Source organism: Roseateles aquae, from assembly GCF_032337115.1.
Lineage (GTDB): Bacteria > Pseudomonadota > Gammaproteobacteria > Burkholderiales > Burkholderiaceae_C > Roseateles_C > Roseateles_C aquae.
The window spans coordinates 233,710-250,603 of the sequence record NZ_JAVXZY010000008.1; the positions used below are offsets into that span (position 1 = coordinate 233,710).

Here is a 16,894-nt window from a genome sequence, read left to right on the forward strand (position 1 = left end):
AGGAGGTTTATCGTGGAAAAGCAAAAGGTAGCGCTCATCACCGGCGTGACAGGGCAGGATGGCGCCTACTTGGCCGAGTTTCTGTTGAAGAAGGGTTACAAGGTTCACGGCATCAAGCGCCGTGCCTCGCTGTTCAACACCGACCGCATCGACCACCTGTACCAGGACCCGCATGTCGACAACCGCAACTTCGTGCTGCACTACGGTGACCTGACCGACTCGACCAATCTGATCCGCATCATTCAGCAGGTCCAGCCCGACGAGATCTACAACCTCGCGGCGATGAGCCACGTGGCCGTCAGCTTCGAGACGCCCGAGTACACCGCCAATGCCGATGGCATCGGCACGCTGCGCATCCTGGAAGCGATCCGCATTTTGGGCCTGGAAGAGAAGACACGCTTCTACCAAGCCTCCACCAGCGAACTGTATGGTCTGGTGCAAGAGATCCCGCAGAAGGAAACCACGCCCTTCTACCCGCGCAGCCCCTATGCGGTGGCCAAGCTCTACGGCTACTGGATCACGGTGAACTACCGCGAGGCCTATGGCATGTACGCCTGCAACGGTGTGCTGTTCAACCACGAAAGCCCGCTGCGCGGCGAGACCTTCGTCACGCGCAAGATCACCCGCGCGATTGCGCGCATTGCGCTGGGCCTGCAGGACTGCCTGCACCTGGGCAATATGAGCGCGCTGCGCGACTGGGGCCATGCCCGTGATTACGTCGAGATGCAGTGGCTGATGCTGCAGCAGGACCAGCCCGAAGACTTCGTCATCGCCACCGGCGTGCAGTACAGCGTGCGCCAGTTCGTGGAATTCGCGACCGCCGAACTGGGCGTGACGCTGGCCTTCGAGGGCGAGGGCGTTGACGAGGTCGGCCGTGTGACGGCAGTGAGCGGCGACAAGGCCAAGTGCAAGGTCGGTGACGTGATCGTGCGCGTTGACCCGCGCTACTTCCGCCCGACCGAGGTTGAGACCCTGCTGGGCGACCCGACCAAGGCCAAGGAAAAGCTGGGCTGGACGCCCAAGACCACGCTGCGTGAGCTGGTGGCCGAGATGGTGCAGTCCGACTACGCCGATGCGCGTCGCGACAGCCTGGTCAAGCTGGCCGGTTTCCAGGCCTACGACTACAACGAGTGATGAGCAGCAGCCCTGTTTCTGCGCTCAAGGCGGGCGCCAAGGTCTTTGTGACCGGCCACCGTGGCATGGTGGGTTCGGCCATCGTGCGCCGACTGCAGCGAGCCGGTTACGAGCGGGTGATCACACGCAGCCGCCAGGAGCTCGACCTGCTGGATCAGCGCGCCGTGGCTGCCTTCATGGCCGCCGAGCGCCCTGACTATGTGTTCATCGCCGCGGCCAAGGTGGGCGGTATCCAGGCCAACAACGTCTACCGCGCCGACTTCATCTACGAGAACCTGACCATCGCCGCCAACCTGATCCACGCTGCCCATCAGGCCGGCGTGCAGCGGCTGATGTTCCTGGGGTCGAGCTGCATCTACCCCAAGCTGGCGCCGCAGCCGCTGCATGAAGACAGCCTGTTGACCGGCTTGCTGGAGCCCACCAACGAGCCCTATGCGATCGCCAAGATCGCCGGCATCAAGCTCTGCGAGGCCTATAACGCGCAATACGGGCGCCAGTACGTCAGCGTGATGCCGACCAATCTCTACGGCCCCAACGACAACTACGACCTCGCCAACAGCCATGTGCTGCCGGCGTTGATCCGCAAGGCCCATGAGGCCAAGCAGCGTGGTGATGCCGAATACGTGGTCTGGGGCAGCGGCACGCCGATGCGCGAGTTCCTGTATGTGGACGAATTGGCCGATGCCTGCGTGCATCTGGCCGAGCAGGGCTATGACGGCCCGCTGGTGAATATTGGCACCGGTGAGGACGTGACCATCCGTGAACTGGCTGAGACGGTGATGGACGTGATCGGTTTTACCGGCCGCATTGCGTTCGACAGCTCCAAACCCGATGGCACGCCACGCAAGCTGCTGGATGTTTCGCGGCTTCGCGCGCTGGGCTGGCAGGCACGTCTGCCGCTGCGCGAAGGCATTGCGCTGGCCTACCAGGACTTCCTGGCACGCTACGCGCAGGCCTAAAACGCCAGGCAACTCCGCAGCGATGGCGCAAGGCCTTGGCTCCAAAGCACTCGCGGCCGTCTCCTGGGGCGCGGGCGGTGCGCTGGCACGCATGCTGTTGCAGATTGGTTCGCAGGTCGTGCTGGCGCGGCTGCTCGGCCCCTCGGAGTACGGCCTGTTCGCCATTGGCGCCATCGTCGTCAGCTTCAGTGGCTTCTTTTCGGATGTGGGCCTGGCCTATGGCCTGATCCAGAAGAAGGAGGTCAGTGCCGCTGACGTGCGCTTCGTCTTCACCTGGCAACTGATCCTCGGCACCGCGGTAACGGCCGCGATTTGGCTGGCCGCCGCGCCTATCGCCGGCTTCTTCGGCAACGTGCGCTCGGCCGGCGTGGTGCAGGCGCTGGCGCCGGTCTGCCTGCTCAACGCCCTGGCTGCCCCCTCGCTGAACCTGCTCAAGCGCGGCCTGGACTTCAAGCGCATCCAGCTGGCGCAGTTGCTCGGCTATGTGCTGGGCTATCTCTGCGTGGGCATTCCGCTGGCGCTGTGGCGGCCCAGTGTCGATGCGCTGGTGCTGGCCTGGCTGGTGCAAACACTGGTGAGCGGCCTGCTGCTCTATGCGGGCCCTCGCCACGCGCTCAAGCCCCTGCTCTGGTACGAGCAGGCCCGCGCGCAGAGTGCCTATGGGGCGACGGTGTTCTTCACCAACATCCTGAACTGGGCGATCAACAACACCGACCGCGTTTTCATCGGCCGGCTGTTTCCGGCGCGCGAGATCGGGCTCTACGCCACCACCTACAACATGCTCTACAACCCGACCAGCACGCTGTTGGGCGTGTTGCAGCCGGTGTTCTTCTCGGCCTCGGCGCGGATCGCCGAGGGCAGCGATGGCGGTGTCACCGCCGAGGCCGCGAGCCGAGCCCGCATTGCTCAGGGCTTTTCGGCGCTGGTCGCAGCGATTGCCTGCTTCATCTTGCCGCTCTTTGCAGCGCTGGCCGCGCTGGCACCGACCTTCATCCTGGTGCTTTATGGCGACAAGTGGCTGGGCGCGGCTGAGGTCTGCCGGCCATTGGCGCTGGCCATGCCGCTGTTCCTGATCTGGGGCATGGCCACGCCGCTGCTCTGGGCCGGTGGCAAGCCGGGCCGCGAGTTCCGTGTACAGGCGCCCGTAGCGCTGGCCTGGGCGCTGAGCTGCTGGCTGCTCGCGCCCTACGGCATTGCCGCGCTCGCCTGGGGCACGCTGGGCCTGTTTGCACTGCGTTGCAGCGTTGTCGTGTTCAGCGCGCTGCGCACCATGCAGATGGGCGCTGGCGCTCTGTGGCATTCGTTGCGCGGTGGCCTGCTGCTGACGGTGCTGGCGGTCGTGGAAGTCTTGTTGCTCGAACGGGGCCTGGCCGGCCTGCCGGCACTGGCGCGCCTGGCACTGATCGCCGTGCTCGCCACGGCGCTTCACCTGGCCGCGCTGCGCCTGCTTCCCTGGATAATTCCACTGCCGCTGCAAAGCGTGCTCGAGCAGGTGTTGCGCAAGCTGCCTGCAAAACTGTCAAAGCGTATGGCGTTTCTCGCCGGCAAGAGGGTCTGAATGACTATCGCTGATCTCATCGGCTTTCTGATCTTCGGCGGCATGGCGCTGGGCGTGGCCCTGCTGCTGGTGCTGGTGCAGGTGGGGGTGTTCTCGGCTGAGCGGCATTTCAGCCGTTGGGTGGTGCCGCTGCTGCCCGTGCTGATGATTGCCGCGATCGGCGTGTCCTCATTGATGTCCGGTCGCAAGCTGGGGTTGAGCGATTTCGACCCCGAAATGCAGGCCGCGGGCGGTGGCGGCGGAGGTGTGCTGCGGCTGTTTACCGGCGCCGTGCTGGCCTTGTGCATCGCCCGCGTGTTCGGCCATCTGCTGCGTCGCCAGAGCAATCCGTCCAGCCCGGCCGCCACGACGCTATTCCTGAGCTTTCTCGCCTTCTTCTTTTCGGGCACGGTGCTCAGCAGTGCCTTCGGCACGCATCCCGCCTTTATCCACAATATGTTCTACGCGCCGGTGCTGTTCATTGCCATCTATGTGGCGCGCAATGAAGACCCGGAGGCGATGCTGCGTTTCGCCAAGCTGGCGCTGCTGGGCATGATGTTGATTGGCTTGGCGCTCGTTGCTGTCAAGCCCGACTTGGTGCTGGAGCGCCCCTATGCGCGCAGCTGGGTGCCGGGTTTGAAGTTCCGCTTCTGGGGGCTGGGTTCGCACGCCAACTCCATCGGCCCCTTGGCGCTGTTGCTGATGCTGCTGGAATACCTATACCCGATGCGCCGCCGCCTGTTCGGCGCGGTGGTCTGGCTGGTCGCATTGGTCGTGCTGTTGATCGCGCAGTCAAAGACCGCCTGGGCGGCCGCCTTCATGATCGCCGGTGTGCTGGCTTGGTACCGCTGGGGGCGCGATGAGCATGGCCGGCTGCGCGTCGGTTTTCTGCTCGGGGCTGTTGCGCTCGGGCTGCTGGTCTGTGCCGGCCTGATGATTGTGGACACCGGCCGCCTGCTCGATAAATTCCTGTTCAGCCGCGCCGGTGGCGACGTGACCACGCTGACCGGTCGGGCCGCGATCTGGCGTGCTGCCATCTCGGCCTGGGAGGCCAATCCGCTGTTCGGCTATGGCCCCGAGGCCTGGGGGCCGCTGCACCGGATGCGTATCGGCATGCTGTTCGCTTTCAGTGCTCACAACCAGTTCTTCCAGTCGCTCAGTGTGGCCGGTAGCGTGGGCGCGCTGTGCTTTGTTGTCTATTTCGTTTCGCTGGCCTGGTGCGCCTGGCGTTCGGCGCCGGCGACACGTGGCGTGTCCTGGGCGCTGTTCCTTTTTGTCGCGGCACGCTGTGTGACGGAAGCGCCACTGACCACGACCACACTGTTTAATGCGGAAATCCTGGTGCACATGCTGCTGTTCCGTCTCGCACTTCAATTGCCCAAACCGGAACCCAAGCAGCGAGTCGTCTTGAACGGCTTGCGTATGTCCTACTGAGCATGCCAGGACCATTTTTCAGCGTCGTCATTCCGCTCTACAACAAAGAGCAGTTTGTACTGGCGGCATTGCAGTCAGTGCTCTCGCAAGCCCAGGCCGAGCTGGAGGTCATCGTCATTGACGATGGGTCGACAGACGCAGGTCCAGCGCTCGTTCATGGGCTCGCCGAACCCCGAGTCACGCTGATTCAGCAAGCGAACGCTGGCGTCGCTGCCGCGCGCAATCGTGGCCTTGAGGCGGCGCACGGCGAGTACGTCTGTTTTCTTGATGCTGATGACCAGTACCGACCAGGGTTTCTGGCGGCGATGCATCAGCTTGCGCGGCAGTTTCCGGATGCCGGGCTGCTGTGCTGTGGCTATGAAGCTGTCTGGCCTGACGGCCAGCACAAGTCATTCCTGCGCCGGCACGAATCGCCTGGAGCAATTGGATTGGTTAAAGACTTCTACCGTGAATGGGCGTATCAACCATTCATGAACGCCAGTGGCGTGGCGATCAAGCGCGCACTATTGCTAGACGGTGGTTTCCGTTTTGCCGTTGGCGAAAAGCTAGGGGAAGACCAGGACCTCTGGTTCCGCCTTGCCGAGCGTACTGCAGTGGCGCACGACAACCGCCCCTTGGTCGCGTACACGCAGGCTGTGCCAAACAGCGCCACGACAGGGGCTGTGGTGATGGACATGCTGCCTTGCTATCAGCGCTTGGCGCAGCGATTGAGTGCGGGAGCCGTGCCCGCGCCTATGCGAGCGGGTGCCCGACGCTTGCTCGCCTCCCATCTGATCAATCTCGCCAGAACGAATGCCGCAGCGGGGGAGCTGAGACGTGCATGGACCATGCTGCTGTCGCCCGCGGCGAGGCATAACCCGCTCTACTGGTTGCGCTCGATTGGATTTGTGGGCAGCAAGGGCATGCGCAAAGGCCTTGGGTCATGAAAGCAAGCTTGGTGTTGGCGACGGTTGGGCGCACGGACGACTTGGCGCGCGGCCTCGATGCGCTCTGCAGGCAGACTGATCAGCGCTTTGAGGTCTTGCTGGTCGATCAGAATCCGGACGATCGACTGAACGTCCTCGTTGACGAGGCCAAGGCCGGCGGACTGAACATCCGCCATTTGCGTCTAGGTCGTCCCAGCCTCTCGGGCGCCCGCAATCTGGGCATCGCGCAGGCAACGGGGGAGGTCATCGCCTTTCCCGACGATGACTGCTGGTACGAGCCAGACACGGTGGCACGGGTTCTTGCAGCTTTCGAAGCCGACTCAGCCTTGGACGGGCTCAGCATCAACTGGGTTGAGCAAAGTCAGGTCCTGGGGCAGAGGGCCGACGGGCACGCGCTGGAGCTGGCCGCGTGGCGCGCCTATCGCGGCGGTGAGGCAAGCTCGATTTCCCTGTTCCTCAAAGCGGCGCTGCTACGTCGTCTGCATGGATTCGACGAGCGGCTGGGCGTCGGGCAGTGGTTCGGCGCTGCGGAAGAAATCGACCTTGTCCTGCGGGCGCTGCACGCCGGGGCACGGATTGAAGGGCTGTCGACAGCCAGGGTGCACCACGCCTTCGGGCGGCGGCCCGCAGTTGCTCTTTCCCAAGCGTGGCGTTCAGCGATGTCGCGCGCGCGAGGCACCGGGGCCATTTACGCCAAGCACCGCTTGTCCGTTTGGATCGTGCTTCGAGGCCTTCTTGCGCCGACGGTGAAGGCGCTGCTCAGGCCCGGTCTGCAGTCCATGGCGGTTGGCCTTGCAACGAGTTGGGGACGCCTACAGGGCTTGCGTCAATGGCGCGAAGGCGCGCCCGGTAGCCATCAAACGCTCGCCTAATCCATAACGTTTCGCTTGCGTGTCAGCTTTGGGACGCAAGGCATCAGGAGTCAAACCATCATGAAGATCGCGTTCGTCTTTGACTACGTGATGCACTACCACCGCCCAACCTTGCAAGCGATCGAAGCACGCATCAAGGCCTTGGGTGGGGAGTTCACCTTGTACACGGCCAAGCATGAGCTTGCCGCGGCAGGTCGCACGCCCCTTAGTCAGGCGGTTGTGCGTGATCAACGCTACTACCGCTTGTTCGAGAAATATGTGGGCGGTTACGCACTTCGCAATCAGCAAGGCCTGATTGAACAACTGGATAAACAGCGGCCAGACATCATCGTCACCATGTGTCACTCGGGGACATGGTCAGAATGGCAAATCGCCATGCACAAGCGCAAATGGGGCTGCAAGCTGGTGTCCTGGCAATGTGGCTACGAGTACAACCCCGGCCTGATCAAGCGGACGATTCTTGGCGCCTTCATTCCGCGCTTTGATCTGCATCTTTGCTATCACAGCAATGCGCAGCGCTATTCGGTGGCTCATGGTGCGCGACCCGAGCAGACCATCGTGATGCACAACACCATCGACGAGGGCGCCATTGTGGCCGGCGACAAGGCGCAGGCGCGCGAGGCGCTGGTCGCCCAGTACCCGCAACTTGCCGGCAAGCGCATCGTGCTCTATGTCGGCGCGGTGCTCGAGGAGAAAAACCTTGATCGGGTGTTCGCCGCGCTGGACCAGCTGAATGACCCGGCCGCCATGTTTGTACTGGTTGGCGATGGCGCCTATCTCGAGGTGCTGAAACAGCGCTACGGCGCTCGCAGCGATTGGTTGGCCACCGGCCGGGTGGTCGAAGGCGTGGGGCGCTACTTTGACGCGGCCGATGTCTTCGTGCTGCCTGGTACCGGCGGGCTGGCCATCAACGAGGCCATGGCGCACCGGCTGGCGGTGGTGTCGGGTTATGCCGACGGCAGCGCCGATGATCTGGTCCAGGATGGTGTGACCGGCTTCCGCTTGCGCAGCGATGAGGTCGGTGAACTGGCTCAGCGGCTCGGGCAGTTGCTTGGCGACCCGGCGCTCGCTCGGGTATTTGGCGAGGCTGGTGAGCGGCGCATTCGGGGCGACTTGTCGTTTCAGTGCTTTATTGACCGCGTGATCAGCGGCTTGCTTGGTCAGCTAGCTCAGGCAAGAGCCTGAGCACAGGACCGCGGTCAATGCTTGAATCCAGCGCTGCGCATGGCGACATTCAATTGACCAAGGGTTTGATCTCGCTGCTGTAGCTGGCAGCGGTGCCTACCGCTTCGTAGTACAGCACATTGCGCAATGTGGGCAGCGGCGTGGTGGGCGCTCGCGAGAGATACACACGCTGGTTGGCCGGGCCGGAGACGCTCAGCGTATAGCTCTTGCTGCCGCAGACCAGGCTGACCGTCCAGTTGGTGCCAGCGGTCCACATCTTGGTTTCTTTCCAATAGCTCAGGCCAATTGCGCTGGGCAACGCGACTGCTGGCGCTGTGCTCAGTCCCGCCTGCGGGCTGATCTGGCAGGCGCTGTGGAATGCGATGCCGAGACGCTTGCTGGCGGGCGGAATCCCGGCCTGTGTGCTGTTGACGTTGATGCTGGTTTGTTCGGCCATGCCGGCACTGGTGACGCGCAGGCCGCGTGACACCGTGACACCGGGCCGGTAGTTGGTGTGCTGGGCAACCAATCGGTTGGCACTGGCCGTGAAGTCGGTGACGTCGCCCTTGCCCCAGCTTGACTGGCCAAGCCCGTCGATCAGCGCGACGTTGTTGGCGGGGCCACGACTGAAGTAGTCGGTGTGGTAGGGCGAGGTGTAGCTGACGGTGCCGGAGTCGGTGCTGATCTGTGTGGTGCCGTCATAGAGCTCATAGGCCAGCGCTTCTTCTTGAGCATGATTGCCCGTGGCCTGGCCGTAGTGGAAGAAGGCCTGCCAATTGCCAGACTTCAGCACCGCCATGCGGATGCTCGGGAAATTGCGTGTGTAGACGGTGGGCAAGGTCGGCGCGCTCGGCGTCGCACTCGGCGGGTCCAGCAGTGATTCCCAGGTGCGCCAGCGGTTGGCCAGGTCGACGCCGTAGTAGGTGGGCAGCACACGGAACAGCTTCCAATGTACGGCCGGGGTGGCCACCGGCAACTTGGCTGAGCTGTCGCTGGGGGTGGGCAGCATATTGTCGGCAAAGCGGTAGTCGAAGGCTGCCAGCATCAGGCGCAGCGTGAAATCGCGCTCGGCCTGGAAGGTGCTGCTGCGGCCTTCCAGCGAGGCTTGGGTGAGCAGCTTGGACATCGCGTCGACCACATAGTCGTTGTAGGCGAAGGTGCCTTCGATCCAGAGGTTATCGGCAGTGACGCCATAGCGCAGTGTCGCCAGCAGACCCTGGGTATGGTTCTGCCCATAGTCGAGCAGGGTTGTGTCCTTGAAGCGCAGCGCGATGCCGGAGATGGCGGCGTAATGCCACAGCGCGATATTGCTCATCGGCGTGGTCACGGTTTTCAGATTTGTGGCCATGGGCAGGAACAGGCCATCGCGCCAGGCCTGGTTGCGCGCGCTACCGGCATAGCTTTCAAGCAGCCGGGCTGCGTCGACCAGGGTGAAGCTGTCATAGGCTTCGTCCAGGCCGTGGCGGTACATCTGCCCGCGGCCATTGAAGGTGCGCAGCGGCCAGGTCTTGTAGTTCTTGGCGTAGAAATCGAGTTGCTTGGCCGCCCATTCGCCATACTTGGTATCGCCAGTCAGGCGGTAGATGCGGGCCGCCATCTGCGTGCGGGCAATGTTGTAGCCTCGTACATAGGCGACCCAGCCTTCGTAGTACTTTTGCTCGGCCGTGCTGGCCGCCCTTGCGGGCTCGGGGCTGTCAACGGTCCAGGTGACCAATGCGCCCGTCTTGGGATCAAGATAGTTCTGCACCCAGCCGCCGACCATGTCGGCGCGCTCGGGGTTCTTGGCCATCCAGGCGTCAACGTCGGCCTTCTGCGCCTTCAGCCAATTGGCCACGTCGGTGGAGCTCTTGACCCTGGCCGCAAGGCCAGTCCAGTCTTCGCGGGCCTCGCGTTGACCATAGAACACACCGGCCGATGGCGCTGCCAAAGCCTTGGCCGAAGAGGCAGTGGTCAAGGAGCCATCGCCGTTCGAGACTGGCGCGGCGACGGTCGTTTCAGAGGCGGTCCAGAGTCCGTTGGGGCGAATCGTCGGACTCGTGGTGGTGCTGCTGGTGCTGGGTGTGATGACCGTCGTGCTGCCGCCGCCGGTTGTGACGACCGTCGTGCTGGTGGCTCTGCTCGTACCGGCTGATGCCGCCGGTGTTAGCGCCTGAGCGCGTCGCGACGGACTCGGGCCTGTGGTGCTGGCTGTAACCGCCGAGCTGCTGGCGGGCGCAGCGCTGGCTGCCGATGCGGGTGCATCTGCGCTCGGCGTGCTGGCGGCTTCGGCGGCTGGTTCAGCTGCAGAGGCAAGCTGACCACTTGGCGTGACGCTGGAGAGCGCCTTCTCTTCCTTGGCCTGCTCGCCGCCGCCGCAAGCGATGAGGCTGGCTGAGCACAGGGCGAGAAGGGGCATCATGCGCGAGACGCGGGGGCTGAGGGACTGCATGGCGAAGGCGGCTCGTGCGGAGTCGAAGCGGGAGACATCTTCATTGTCGGCAGTTCACCATCTGGCTGTAAGCAATTCTTTCTCGCTACTGCCACCGGAATAGGGGGCGCGAGCGTGCAGATTGCTCGCCTTTGCCGCGCGCTTACCAGGCCTTTACCAAAGCTTCACTTTGTTGCTGGCCGCAAGCTGGCGGCTCAGGGCTTTCCAAGCAGCAACTGGCGCAGCACCCGACCTACAAAAATACTGTTTCCCACCAGATAGCGCTTCCATAAGCGGCCAGGCTCCTGGCTGAAGCGGAAGAGCCATTCCAGGCCGCTTTTCTGCATCCAGTGCGGCGCTTCCTTCTTGGTGCCGGCAATCAGCGCGAAGGCAAAGCCCACGCCCAGCGCGATGGGCTTGAGGCGGCCCTGGTGGGCTTCCATCCAGAACTCCTGCTTGGGACAACCGAGGCCGACGAAGAGCAGGCCGGCGCCGGAGTCGTTGATGGCGGCGGCGATGTCGGGATCGTAGGGCGGTTCGGTGGGCAGCATCGGTGGCGAGACGGCACCGGCGATCTTCAGCGCCGGGAACTGCAGCAGCAGGTTTTGCTGCATCAGCCGCAACTCTTCCGGCGTGCCGCCGTAGAGGAAGATCGATGTGCCTTCGCCCTCGGCACGTCGGCACAGCTCCAGTGTCAGCTTGGGGCCGTTGACGCGGCCGGCGCGTTGAATGCCGTTGAGCCGGCGCAGCGCCCAAACCAAGGGCATGCCGTCGGTGACGACCCAGCGCGCACGGCTCATCACCTGGGCCAGGCGTGGCATGCTCAGCGCGCGGGTCAGCATGTCGACATTGGCAACGCAGACGATGCCGCCACAGCCGGTCTTGGCATCGGCGCTGATGGCGTCAACCGCATCGTCCATGCTGCTGGCAAACAGGCGGATGCCGAACAGCTCGGTTTCCTCGGGGGCGGTGATGGCGCGAACAGTAGACATGCGGACGATGACGGGCTGAGGCAGCTCGGGATTCTCTTTTATGCGAAGGGGCGCGGGGTGGCCGTTGGGTCAGAATTCTCCGGGTTTTTACCGAGAGCCGCGCGCGAAAGGCGCCAATGTGCCCCAAGCGGGCCGCGGCTTCAAGTGTTTGTGCCCAGCGCTTACAAATCGAAGCAGGCTTCGCGCATTTCTGCCTGCTGCGGGCCACCTGTTTGCAGGGGGAAAAGCTGCCAGCTGATGCGTGGCCGGCGGGCGGTTCAGTGGAGAATACGGCCTCGCTTGCGTGTGCGCCCCGGATGATTTGTTGGGGGCAGACGCTCATCCACCGCGATCCGGGTTCCAGGAGTCATCTTGAAAGTTCTAGTCACCGGCGCAGCCGGCTTCATCGGCATGCATGTCAGCCAGATCCTGCTGGCGCGTGGCGACCAGGTGGTCGGTCTGGACAATCTGAACGACTACTACGACCCGCAGCTCAAGCGCGACCGGCTGGCGCGCCTGGAGGGCAAGCCGGGCTTCAGCTTCGTGAAGATGGATGTGGAAGACCGCGCCGGCATGGAGCGGCTGTTCGCCGAGCAGAAGTTTGATCGCGTCGTTCACCTGGCCGCGCAGGCCGGCGTGCGTTACTCGATCGAGAACCCGCATGCCTATATCGACAGCAATATCGTCGGCTTCACCAATGTGCTGGAAGGCTGCCGGCACAACAAGGTGGCACATCTGGTCTATGCGTCCAGCTCCAGCGTCTATGGTGGCAACACGCTGATGCCATTCAGCGAGCATCACAGCGTCGACCATCCGGTCAGCCTCTATGCCGCCACCAAGAAGGCTAACGAGTTGATGGCGCACACCTACAGCCATCTGTTCCGCCTACCAACGACCGGCCTGCGCTTCTTCACCGTCTATGGCCCCTGGGGCCGGCCGGACATGGCCTTGTTCCTGTTCACCAAGGCCATCATCGAAGGCAAGCCGATCAATGTGTTCAACCACGGCAAGATGATCCGCGACTTCACCTACGTGGACGACATCGCCGAGGGCGTGGTGCGGGTGCTGGATCGCGAGGCGACGCCGGAGCCCGGCTACGACTCCGACAAGAGCGATCCGGCCCGTTCGAATGCGCCGTACCGCGTGTTCAATATCGGCAATCACGACCCGATCGAACTGATGGCTTTCATCGACGCGATCGAAAAGGCCGTGGGCAAGGAAGCGATCAAGAACTTCATGCCGCTGCAGGACGGCGATGTGCCGGCCACCCATGCCGATGTCGAAGAACTCGCCGCCTGGACCGGTTTCCGCCCGGCCATGCCGGTGCCTCAGGGCGTGCAGAACTTTGTGGACTGGTATCGCGGCTATTTCAAGGTCTGAGCAGACCGCCCACGCCAATGCAAAAGCCCCGCAGTGCGGGGCTTTTTTGTGCCTGACCAGTGTGGTCAGGCCAGGCTTGAAGCAGGCTTAGACGCCCAGGTGCTTGGCCAGGATGTCGACGATGCGCTCGGCGGCACGTCCGTCCCACAGGGCCGGGCGGCGGCCGCGCTTGCCGCCGGTTTGCAGCGTCTGCAGCGCATGGCCAATGATGACCTCGGGGTCGGTGCCGGCCAGCACATTGGAGCCTTCGTCAACCGTGACCGGGCGCTCGGTGTTCTCGCGCATGGTGATGCAGGGCACGCCCAGCGCGGTGGTTTCTTCCTGCAGGCCGCCGCTGTCGGTCAGCACCACGGCGGCGTCCTTCCACAGGTGCAGGAAGGACATATAGGCCTGCGGGCCCAGCAGCGTGACGTTGGGGCCGAGGTCGATGCCGAACTTCTCGATATTGCCGCGGGTGCGCGGGTGCACCGGGAACACCAGCGGCAGCTCCTGGCCGACACGGCGCAGCACGCTGGCGATGCGCTCCAGCGCTTCGGCGCTGTCGACATTGGACGGGCGATGCAGGGTGACGACGCCGTAGCGGGCGTTGGCCTTCTTGAAGGCGTCGGTCTCGAAGCCGCTGGTGTCCATGCCCTTCAACTTCTCGGCCTGGAAGAGCACGTTGTCGACCATCACATGGCCAACGTCGTAGACGATGCTCATGTCCTTGCCTTCGCGCTTCAGGTGCTCGTAGCCGCTGGGCTCGGTGACGAAGAACCAGTCGGAGATCGAGTCGGTGACCAGGCGGTTGATTTCCTCGGGCATGCTCATGTCGCCGCTGCGCAGGCCGGCCTCAACGTGAGCGACCGGGATGCAGGCCTTCTTGGCCACCACCGAGCAGGCCAGCGTCGAGTTCACATCGCCAACGACCAGGCAGGCGTCTGGCTTCTCGGCCGCGCACAGCTCTTCGTAGGCCAGCATGATCTTGCCGGTCTGCGCGGCATGCGAGCCGCCGCCGCAGCCCAGGCGCACATCGGGCTGGGGAATGCCGAGTTCCTCGAAGAACACGTCATTCATGTCGCGGTCGTAGTGCTGGCCGGTGTGGACGATCTTCCAGGCCAGGCGGCCGTCGGCCTGGAGTGCGCGCACGATGGGCGCGATCTTCATGAAATTGGGCCGGGCGCCGGCGATCAGGTGGATGACGGGTTTGCTGCTGCTCATGGTCGGTCGTCGTTGTGAGGCGGGCACGCGGTCGCGTGCGAGGCCTGTATTGTCCGGGACAGCGGGGCACACCAGGGGCGCCCAGCGTCAAAAGAGGCAGGGCAGAGCGTAACAGGGCGTGAGGGCCTAGTGTCGTGAGTTGGGAATTCGTAGCATTGAGATTCGACCAGGCGGTGATGATGGTGGTGCCGACAGGCTGGGGCGATACCGGGTGTATCTCCCCAGCCTGTCGGTGCCGCAAGCGCGCCGCCTGGTCGAACCCCGTGCGGGGCGGGTCGAAACGGGGCGCTCGGGGCGTTGCAAAGCCGGGGCGATACGCCCGGTATCGACCCGGCTTCGCGCCTACCGCGCATCCCCGTTGCGACCCGTCGCAATGCCACGAATTCCCAACTCACGACACTAGCTGCCTGTGGCCCCTCAATCGAAGGTGCGGGCCTCGGCCAGCAGCGGGGCCGTGCGATCCTTCTCGGCCAGCAGCGGGGTAACGCCGGCGTCAGGCCACTGGATGCCAATGGCGGGGTCGTCCCAGCGCACGGCGCCCTCGCATTGCGGCGCGTAGACGTCGGTGGTCTTGTAGAGGAAGTCGGCGCTGTCGCTGAGCACCAGAAAGCCGTGGGCAAAGCCGGGCGGGATCCACAACTGGCGGTGGTTGTCGGCACTCAGCTCCACGCCTTCCCAGCGGCCGAAGTTGGGGCTGCTGCGGCGCATGTCCACCGCCACATCGAAGACCGCGCCACTGACCACCCGCACCAGCTTGCCCTGCGCATGCGGCGCCAGCTGGAAATGCAGGCCGCGCAGCACGCCACGGCTGGAGCGGGAATGGTTGTCTTGCACAAAGCGCACCGGCGTGCCGACGGCCTCGTTGAAGGCGCGTTCGTTCCAGCTCTCGGTGAAGAAGCCGCGGGCATCACCGAACACCTTGGGTTCGACGATCAAGACTTCGGGCAGGGAGGTGGCGGTGACCTTCATCAGAAACTCTTCTCGTTCAACAACTTCATCAAATACTGGCCGTAGCCATTCTTCAGCATCGGCTGGGCCAGCCGTTCCAGTTGGGCAGCGTCGATCCAGCCATTGCGGAAGGCGACTTCCTCGGGGCAGGCCACTTTCAGGCCCTGGCGCTTTTCCAGCGTGGCAATGAACTGGCTGGCGTCGAGCAGGCTGTCGTGCGTGCCGGTGTCCAGCCAGGCGTAGCCGCGGCCCATGATCTCGACCTGGAGCTGGTTCTGGCGCAGGTACTGGGCGTTCACATCGGTGATTTCCAGCTCGCCGCGGGCGCTGGGCTTGATGGCGGCGGCGATGTCGCAGACCTGCTCGTCGTAGAAGTAGAGGCCGGTCACTGCGTAGTTGCTCTTTGGGGCCTTGGGCTTTTCTTCAATCGATAGCGCGCGTTGCTGGCCGTCGAACTCGACCACGCCATAACGCTCAGGATCGGTGACGTGGTAGGCGAACACGGTGGCGCCCTGCTCGGTATTGGCGGCATGGCCGAGCAGGCCCTGGAAGTCGTGGCCGTAGAAGATGTTGTCGCCAAGCACCAGGCTGCTCGGCGCGCCATCGATGAAGGACTTGCCGAGGATGAAGGCCTGCGCCAGGCCATCGGGGCTGGGCTGCACGCAGTAGCTGAGATTGATGCCCCAGCGGCTGCCGTCGCCGAGCAAGGCCTCGAAGCGCGGCAGATCGGTGGGTGTGCTGATCAAGAGGATGTCGCGCATCCCGGCCAGCATCAGCGTGGTCAGCGGGTAATAGACCATCGGCTTGTCGTACACCGGCAGCAGCTGCTTGCTCATGGCCAACGTGGCCGGGTGCAGCCGGGTGCCGGAGCCTCCGGCGAGGATGATGCCTTTGCGGGTTTTGGTGCTCATCGGCTTGTGCTCCTGCGGGTCATTGCCGCGTGATTGTCGGCCAGGCCAGCCGGACTGAAGCCCGGGGAATGCGGGGCGCTTTACGGGCAGATCTGCTGCTTCGGCCGCGGCTTCAGCCCAACACTTCGACCAGCATTCGCTCGACGCCTGTTTGCCACTCGGGCAGGCGCAGGCCGAAGGCCTGCTGCAGCTTGGCGGTCGACAGACGCGAGTTCAGCGGGCGACGGGCCGGCGTTGGGTACTCACTGGTCGGGATCGCGAGGATCTGATCCGGCGCCACCTTGATGGCCTGGCCGCGTTGGCGTGCAAGCTCAATCACATGACTGGCATAGGCATGCCAGCTGGTCTGGCCGCCGGCCACCGCATGGTAGAGCCCGCCCAGCTGCGGATTGGCCAGGGTGGCGCGTGCCATATGGGCGGTCAGATCAGCCAGCAGATCGGCGCCGGTTGGGGCACCGATCTGGTCGGCAATCACCTTCAGCTGCTCGCGCTCGCCGGCCAGACGCAGCATGGTCTTGGCGAAATTGCCGCCACGCGCCGCATAGACCCAGCTGGTGCGCAGCGTCAGGTGCTGGCAAGCGCTGGCGGCAATCGCTTGTTCACCGGCCAGCTTGCTGGCGCCGTAGACGCTCAGGGGGCCGGTGGCGGCGGTTTCATCACGGGGCTGATCGCCGCTGCCATCAAAGACGTAGTCAGTGCTGTAGTGAACCAGCAGAGCGCCCAGCGCCTTCGCCTCGCGTGCCAGCAGGCCAGGGGCAATGGCGTTGATCTGCTGGGCCGCAGCGGCATCGCTCTCGGCCTTGTCGACCGCGGTGTAGGCGGCGGCATTGACGATCAGCTGCGGCGCCACGGCACGCACGGTGGCGATCAGCTGCTCGCTGTTGGCAAGATCGGCGCCTTCGCTACGGTCCAGCGCCACCAGTTCACCCAGCGGTGCCAGCGCACGCTGCAACTCCCAGCCCAGCTGGCCGTTCTTGCCCAGCAGCAAAATCTTCATGTCTGCCCCTCGTCTGCCGCGTGCAGCAGACGATCCTCTGTAGGGATGCATGCC

General features: G+C 64.1%; 15 protein-coding genes. 9 read left to right on the forward strand and 6 right to left on the reverse strand.

From position 1 onward, the window contains the following. Nucleotides 1-9: 9 nt before the first annotated feature. Genes gmd through RQP53_RS18770 form a run of 7 tightly spaced genes read left to right on the forward strand, consistent with a single transcriptional unit; the run spans nt 10 to nt 8,047 of the window. Entirely contained in the window at nt 10-1,134 is a 1,125-nt protein-coding gene (gmd, locus tag RQP53_RS18740; protein ID WP_315652260.1) for a GDP-mannose 4,6-dehydratase, read from the forward strand. Then, nucleotides 1,134-2,093, forward strand: a complete 960-nt coding sequence (gene fcl / locus RQP53_RS18745; protein WP_315652202.1) for a GDP-L-fucose synthase — start codon at nt 1,134-1,136, stop codon at nt 2,091-2,093. The genes gmd and fcl overlap by 1 nt, the downstream gene beginning before the upstream one ends. A 22-nt stretch (nt 2,094-2,115) precedes the next feature. Then, nucleotides 2,116-3,651: an oligosaccharide flippase family protein gene (locus RQP53_RS18750; RefSeq protein WP_315652203.1), complete on the forward strand. Its 1,536-nt coding sequence runs from the start codon at nt 2,116-2,118 to the stop codon at nt 3,649-3,651. Continuing rightward, nucleotides 3,652-5,064: an O-antigen ligase family protein gene (locus RQP53_RS18755; protein ID WP_315652204.1), complete on the forward strand. Its 1,413-nt coding sequence runs from the start codon at nt 3,652-3,654 to the stop codon at nt 5,062-5,064. 2 nt (nt 5,065-5,066) lie between these two features. Continuing rightward, a complete protein-coding gene (locus RQP53_RS18760; protein WP_315652205.1) occupies nt 5,067-5,990 on the forward strand; it encodes a glycosyltransferase family 2 protein in 924 nt (307 codons plus the stop codon). Further along, entirely contained in the window at nt 5,987-6,862 is an 876-nt protein-coding gene (locus tag RQP53_RS18765) for a glycosyltransferase family 2 protein (protein WP_315652206.1), read from the forward strand. Before RQP53_RS18760 ends, RQP53_RS18765 begins: the two co-directional genes overlap by 4 nt. Before the next feature lie 60 nt (nt 6,863-6,922). Further along, the gene (locus RQP53_RS18770; protein WP_315652207.1) at nt 6,923-8,047 is read left to right on the forward strand and encodes a glycosyltransferase family 4 protein; all 1,125 of its coding nucleotides are present in this window, start codon (nt 6,923-6,925) and stop codon (nt 8,045-8,047) included. Between the two features lie 49 nt (nt 8,048-8,096). Here the strand turns inward: RQP53_RS18770 and RQP53_RS18775 are convergent, their stop codons facing one another. Then, nucleotides 8,097-9,980, reverse strand: coding sequence for a heparinase II/III domain-containing protein (locus tag RQP53_RS18775; RefSeq protein ID WP_315652208.1), 1,884 nt, complete (start codon nt 9,978-9,980; stop codon nt 8,097-8,099). Between RQP53_RS18775 and RQP53_RS18780 the strand changes: the two genes are divergently transcribed. Then, the gene (locus RQP53_RS18780; RefSeq protein WP_315652209.1) at nt 9,958-10,179 is read left to right on the forward strand and encodes a hypothetical protein; all 222 of its coding nucleotides are present in this window, start codon (nt 9,958-9,960) and stop codon (nt 10,177-10,179) included. The genes RQP53_RS18775 and RQP53_RS18780 overlap by 23 nt on opposite strands. Nucleotides 10,180-10,648: 469 nt before the next feature. Here the strand turns inward: RQP53_RS18780 and RQP53_RS18785 are convergent, their stop codons facing one another. Further along, a complete protein-coding gene (locus tag RQP53_RS18785) occupies nt 10,649-11,425 on the reverse strand; it encodes a WecB/TagA/CpsF family glycosyltransferase (protein WP_315652210.1) in 777 nt (258 codons plus the stop codon). Between the two features lie 351 nt (nt 11,426-11,776). Here RQP53_RS18785 and RQP53_RS18790 point away from each other — a divergent pair, with 351 nt between their 5' ends. Beyond that, nucleotides 11,777-12,784, forward strand: a complete 1,008-nt coding sequence (locus RQP53_RS18790) for an NAD-dependent epimerase (protein WP_434064124.1) — start codon at nt 11,777-11,779, stop codon at nt 12,782-12,784. Between the two features lie 87 nt (nt 12,785-12,871). Here the strand turns inward: RQP53_RS18790 and wecB are convergent, their stop codons facing one another. From wecB to rfbD, 4 genes are all read right to left on the reverse strand, one after another. Then, nucleotides 12,872-13,984 carry a non-hydrolyzing UDP-N-acetylglucosamine 2-epimerase gene (wecB, locus tag RQP53_RS18795; protein ID WP_315652211.1) on the reverse strand — a complete coding sequence of 371 codons (1,113 nt, stop codon included), beginning with the start codon at nt 13,982-13,984 and terminating at the stop codon, nt 12,872-12,874. A 417-nt stretch (nt 13,985-14,401) separates the two neighbouring features. Continuing rightward, the gene (rfbC, locus tag RQP53_RS18800) at nt 14,402-14,953 is read right to left on the reverse strand and encodes a dTDP-4-dehydrorhamnose 3,5-epimerase (RefSeq protein WP_315652212.1); all 552 of its coding nucleotides are present in this window, start codon (nt 14,951-14,953) and stop codon (nt 14,402-14,404) included. Then, nucleotides 14,953-15,843 (reverse strand): glucose-1-phosphate thymidylyltransferase RfbA, encoded by an 891-nt coding sequence (gene rfbA / locus RQP53_RS18805; protein ID WP_315652213.1) that lies wholly within the window; start codon nt 15,841-15,843, stop codon nt 14,953-14,955. Before rfbA ends, rfbC begins: the two co-directional genes overlap by 1 nt. Before the next feature lie 112 nt (nt 15,844-15,955). After that, the gene (rfbD, locus tag RQP53_RS18810; RefSeq protein ID WP_315652214.1) at nt 15,956-16,840 is read right to left on the reverse strand and encodes a dTDP-4-dehydrorhamnose reductase; all 885 of its coding nucleotides are present in this window, start codon (nt 16,838-16,840) and stop codon (nt 15,956-15,958) included. Nucleotides 16,841-16,894 lie beyond the last annotated feature (54 nt).

What these genes read in the sequence shown, in the direction of transcription:
- fcl (WP_315652202.1), top strand. Translation starts at nt 1,134, where the DNA reads ATGAGCAGCAGCCCTGTTTCTGCGCTCAAGGCGGGCGCCAAGGTCTTT.
- RQP53_RS18750 (WP_315652203.1), top strand. Translation starts at nt 2,116, where the DNA reads ATGGCGCAAGGCCTTGGCTCCAAAGCACTCGCGGCCGTCTCCTGGGGC.
- RQP53_RS18755 (WP_315652204.1), top strand. Translation starts at nt 3,652, where the DNA reads ATGACTATCGCTGATCTCATCGGCTTTCTGATCTTCGGCGGCATGGCG.
- RQP53_RS18760 (WP_315652205.1), top strand. Translation starts at nt 5,067, where the DNA reads ATGCCAGGACCATTTTTCAGCGTCGTCATTCCGCTCTACAACAAAGAG.
- RQP53_RS18765 (WP_315652206.1), top strand. Translation starts at nt 5,987, where the DNA reads ATGAAAGCAAGCTTGGTGTTGGCGACGGTTGGGCGCACGGACGACTTG.
- RQP53_RS18770 (WP_315652207.1), top strand. Translation starts at nt 6,923, where the DNA reads ATGAAGATCGCGTTCGTCTTTGACTACGTGATGCACTACCACCGCCCA.
- RQP53_RS18785 (WP_315652210.1), bottom strand. Translation starts at nt 11,425, where the DNA reads ATGTCTACTGTTCGCGCCATCACCGCCCCCGAGGAAACCGAGCTGTTC.
- wecB (WP_315652211.1), bottom strand. Translation starts at nt 13,984, where the DNA reads ATGAGCAGCAGCAAACCCGTCATCCACCTGATCGCCGGCGCCCGGCCC.
- rfbC (WP_315652212.1), bottom strand. Translation starts at nt 14,953, where the DNA reads ATGAAGGTCACCGCCACCTCCCTGCCCGAAGTCTTGATCGTCGAACCC.
- rfbA (WP_315652213.1), bottom strand. Translation starts at nt 15,843, where the DNA reads ATGAGCACCAAAACCCGCAAAGGCATCATCCTCGCCGGAGGCTCCGGC.
- rfbD (WP_315652214.1), bottom strand. Translation starts at nt 16,840, where the DNA reads ATGAAGATTTTGCTGCTGGGCAAGAACGGCCAGCTGGGCTGGGAGTTG.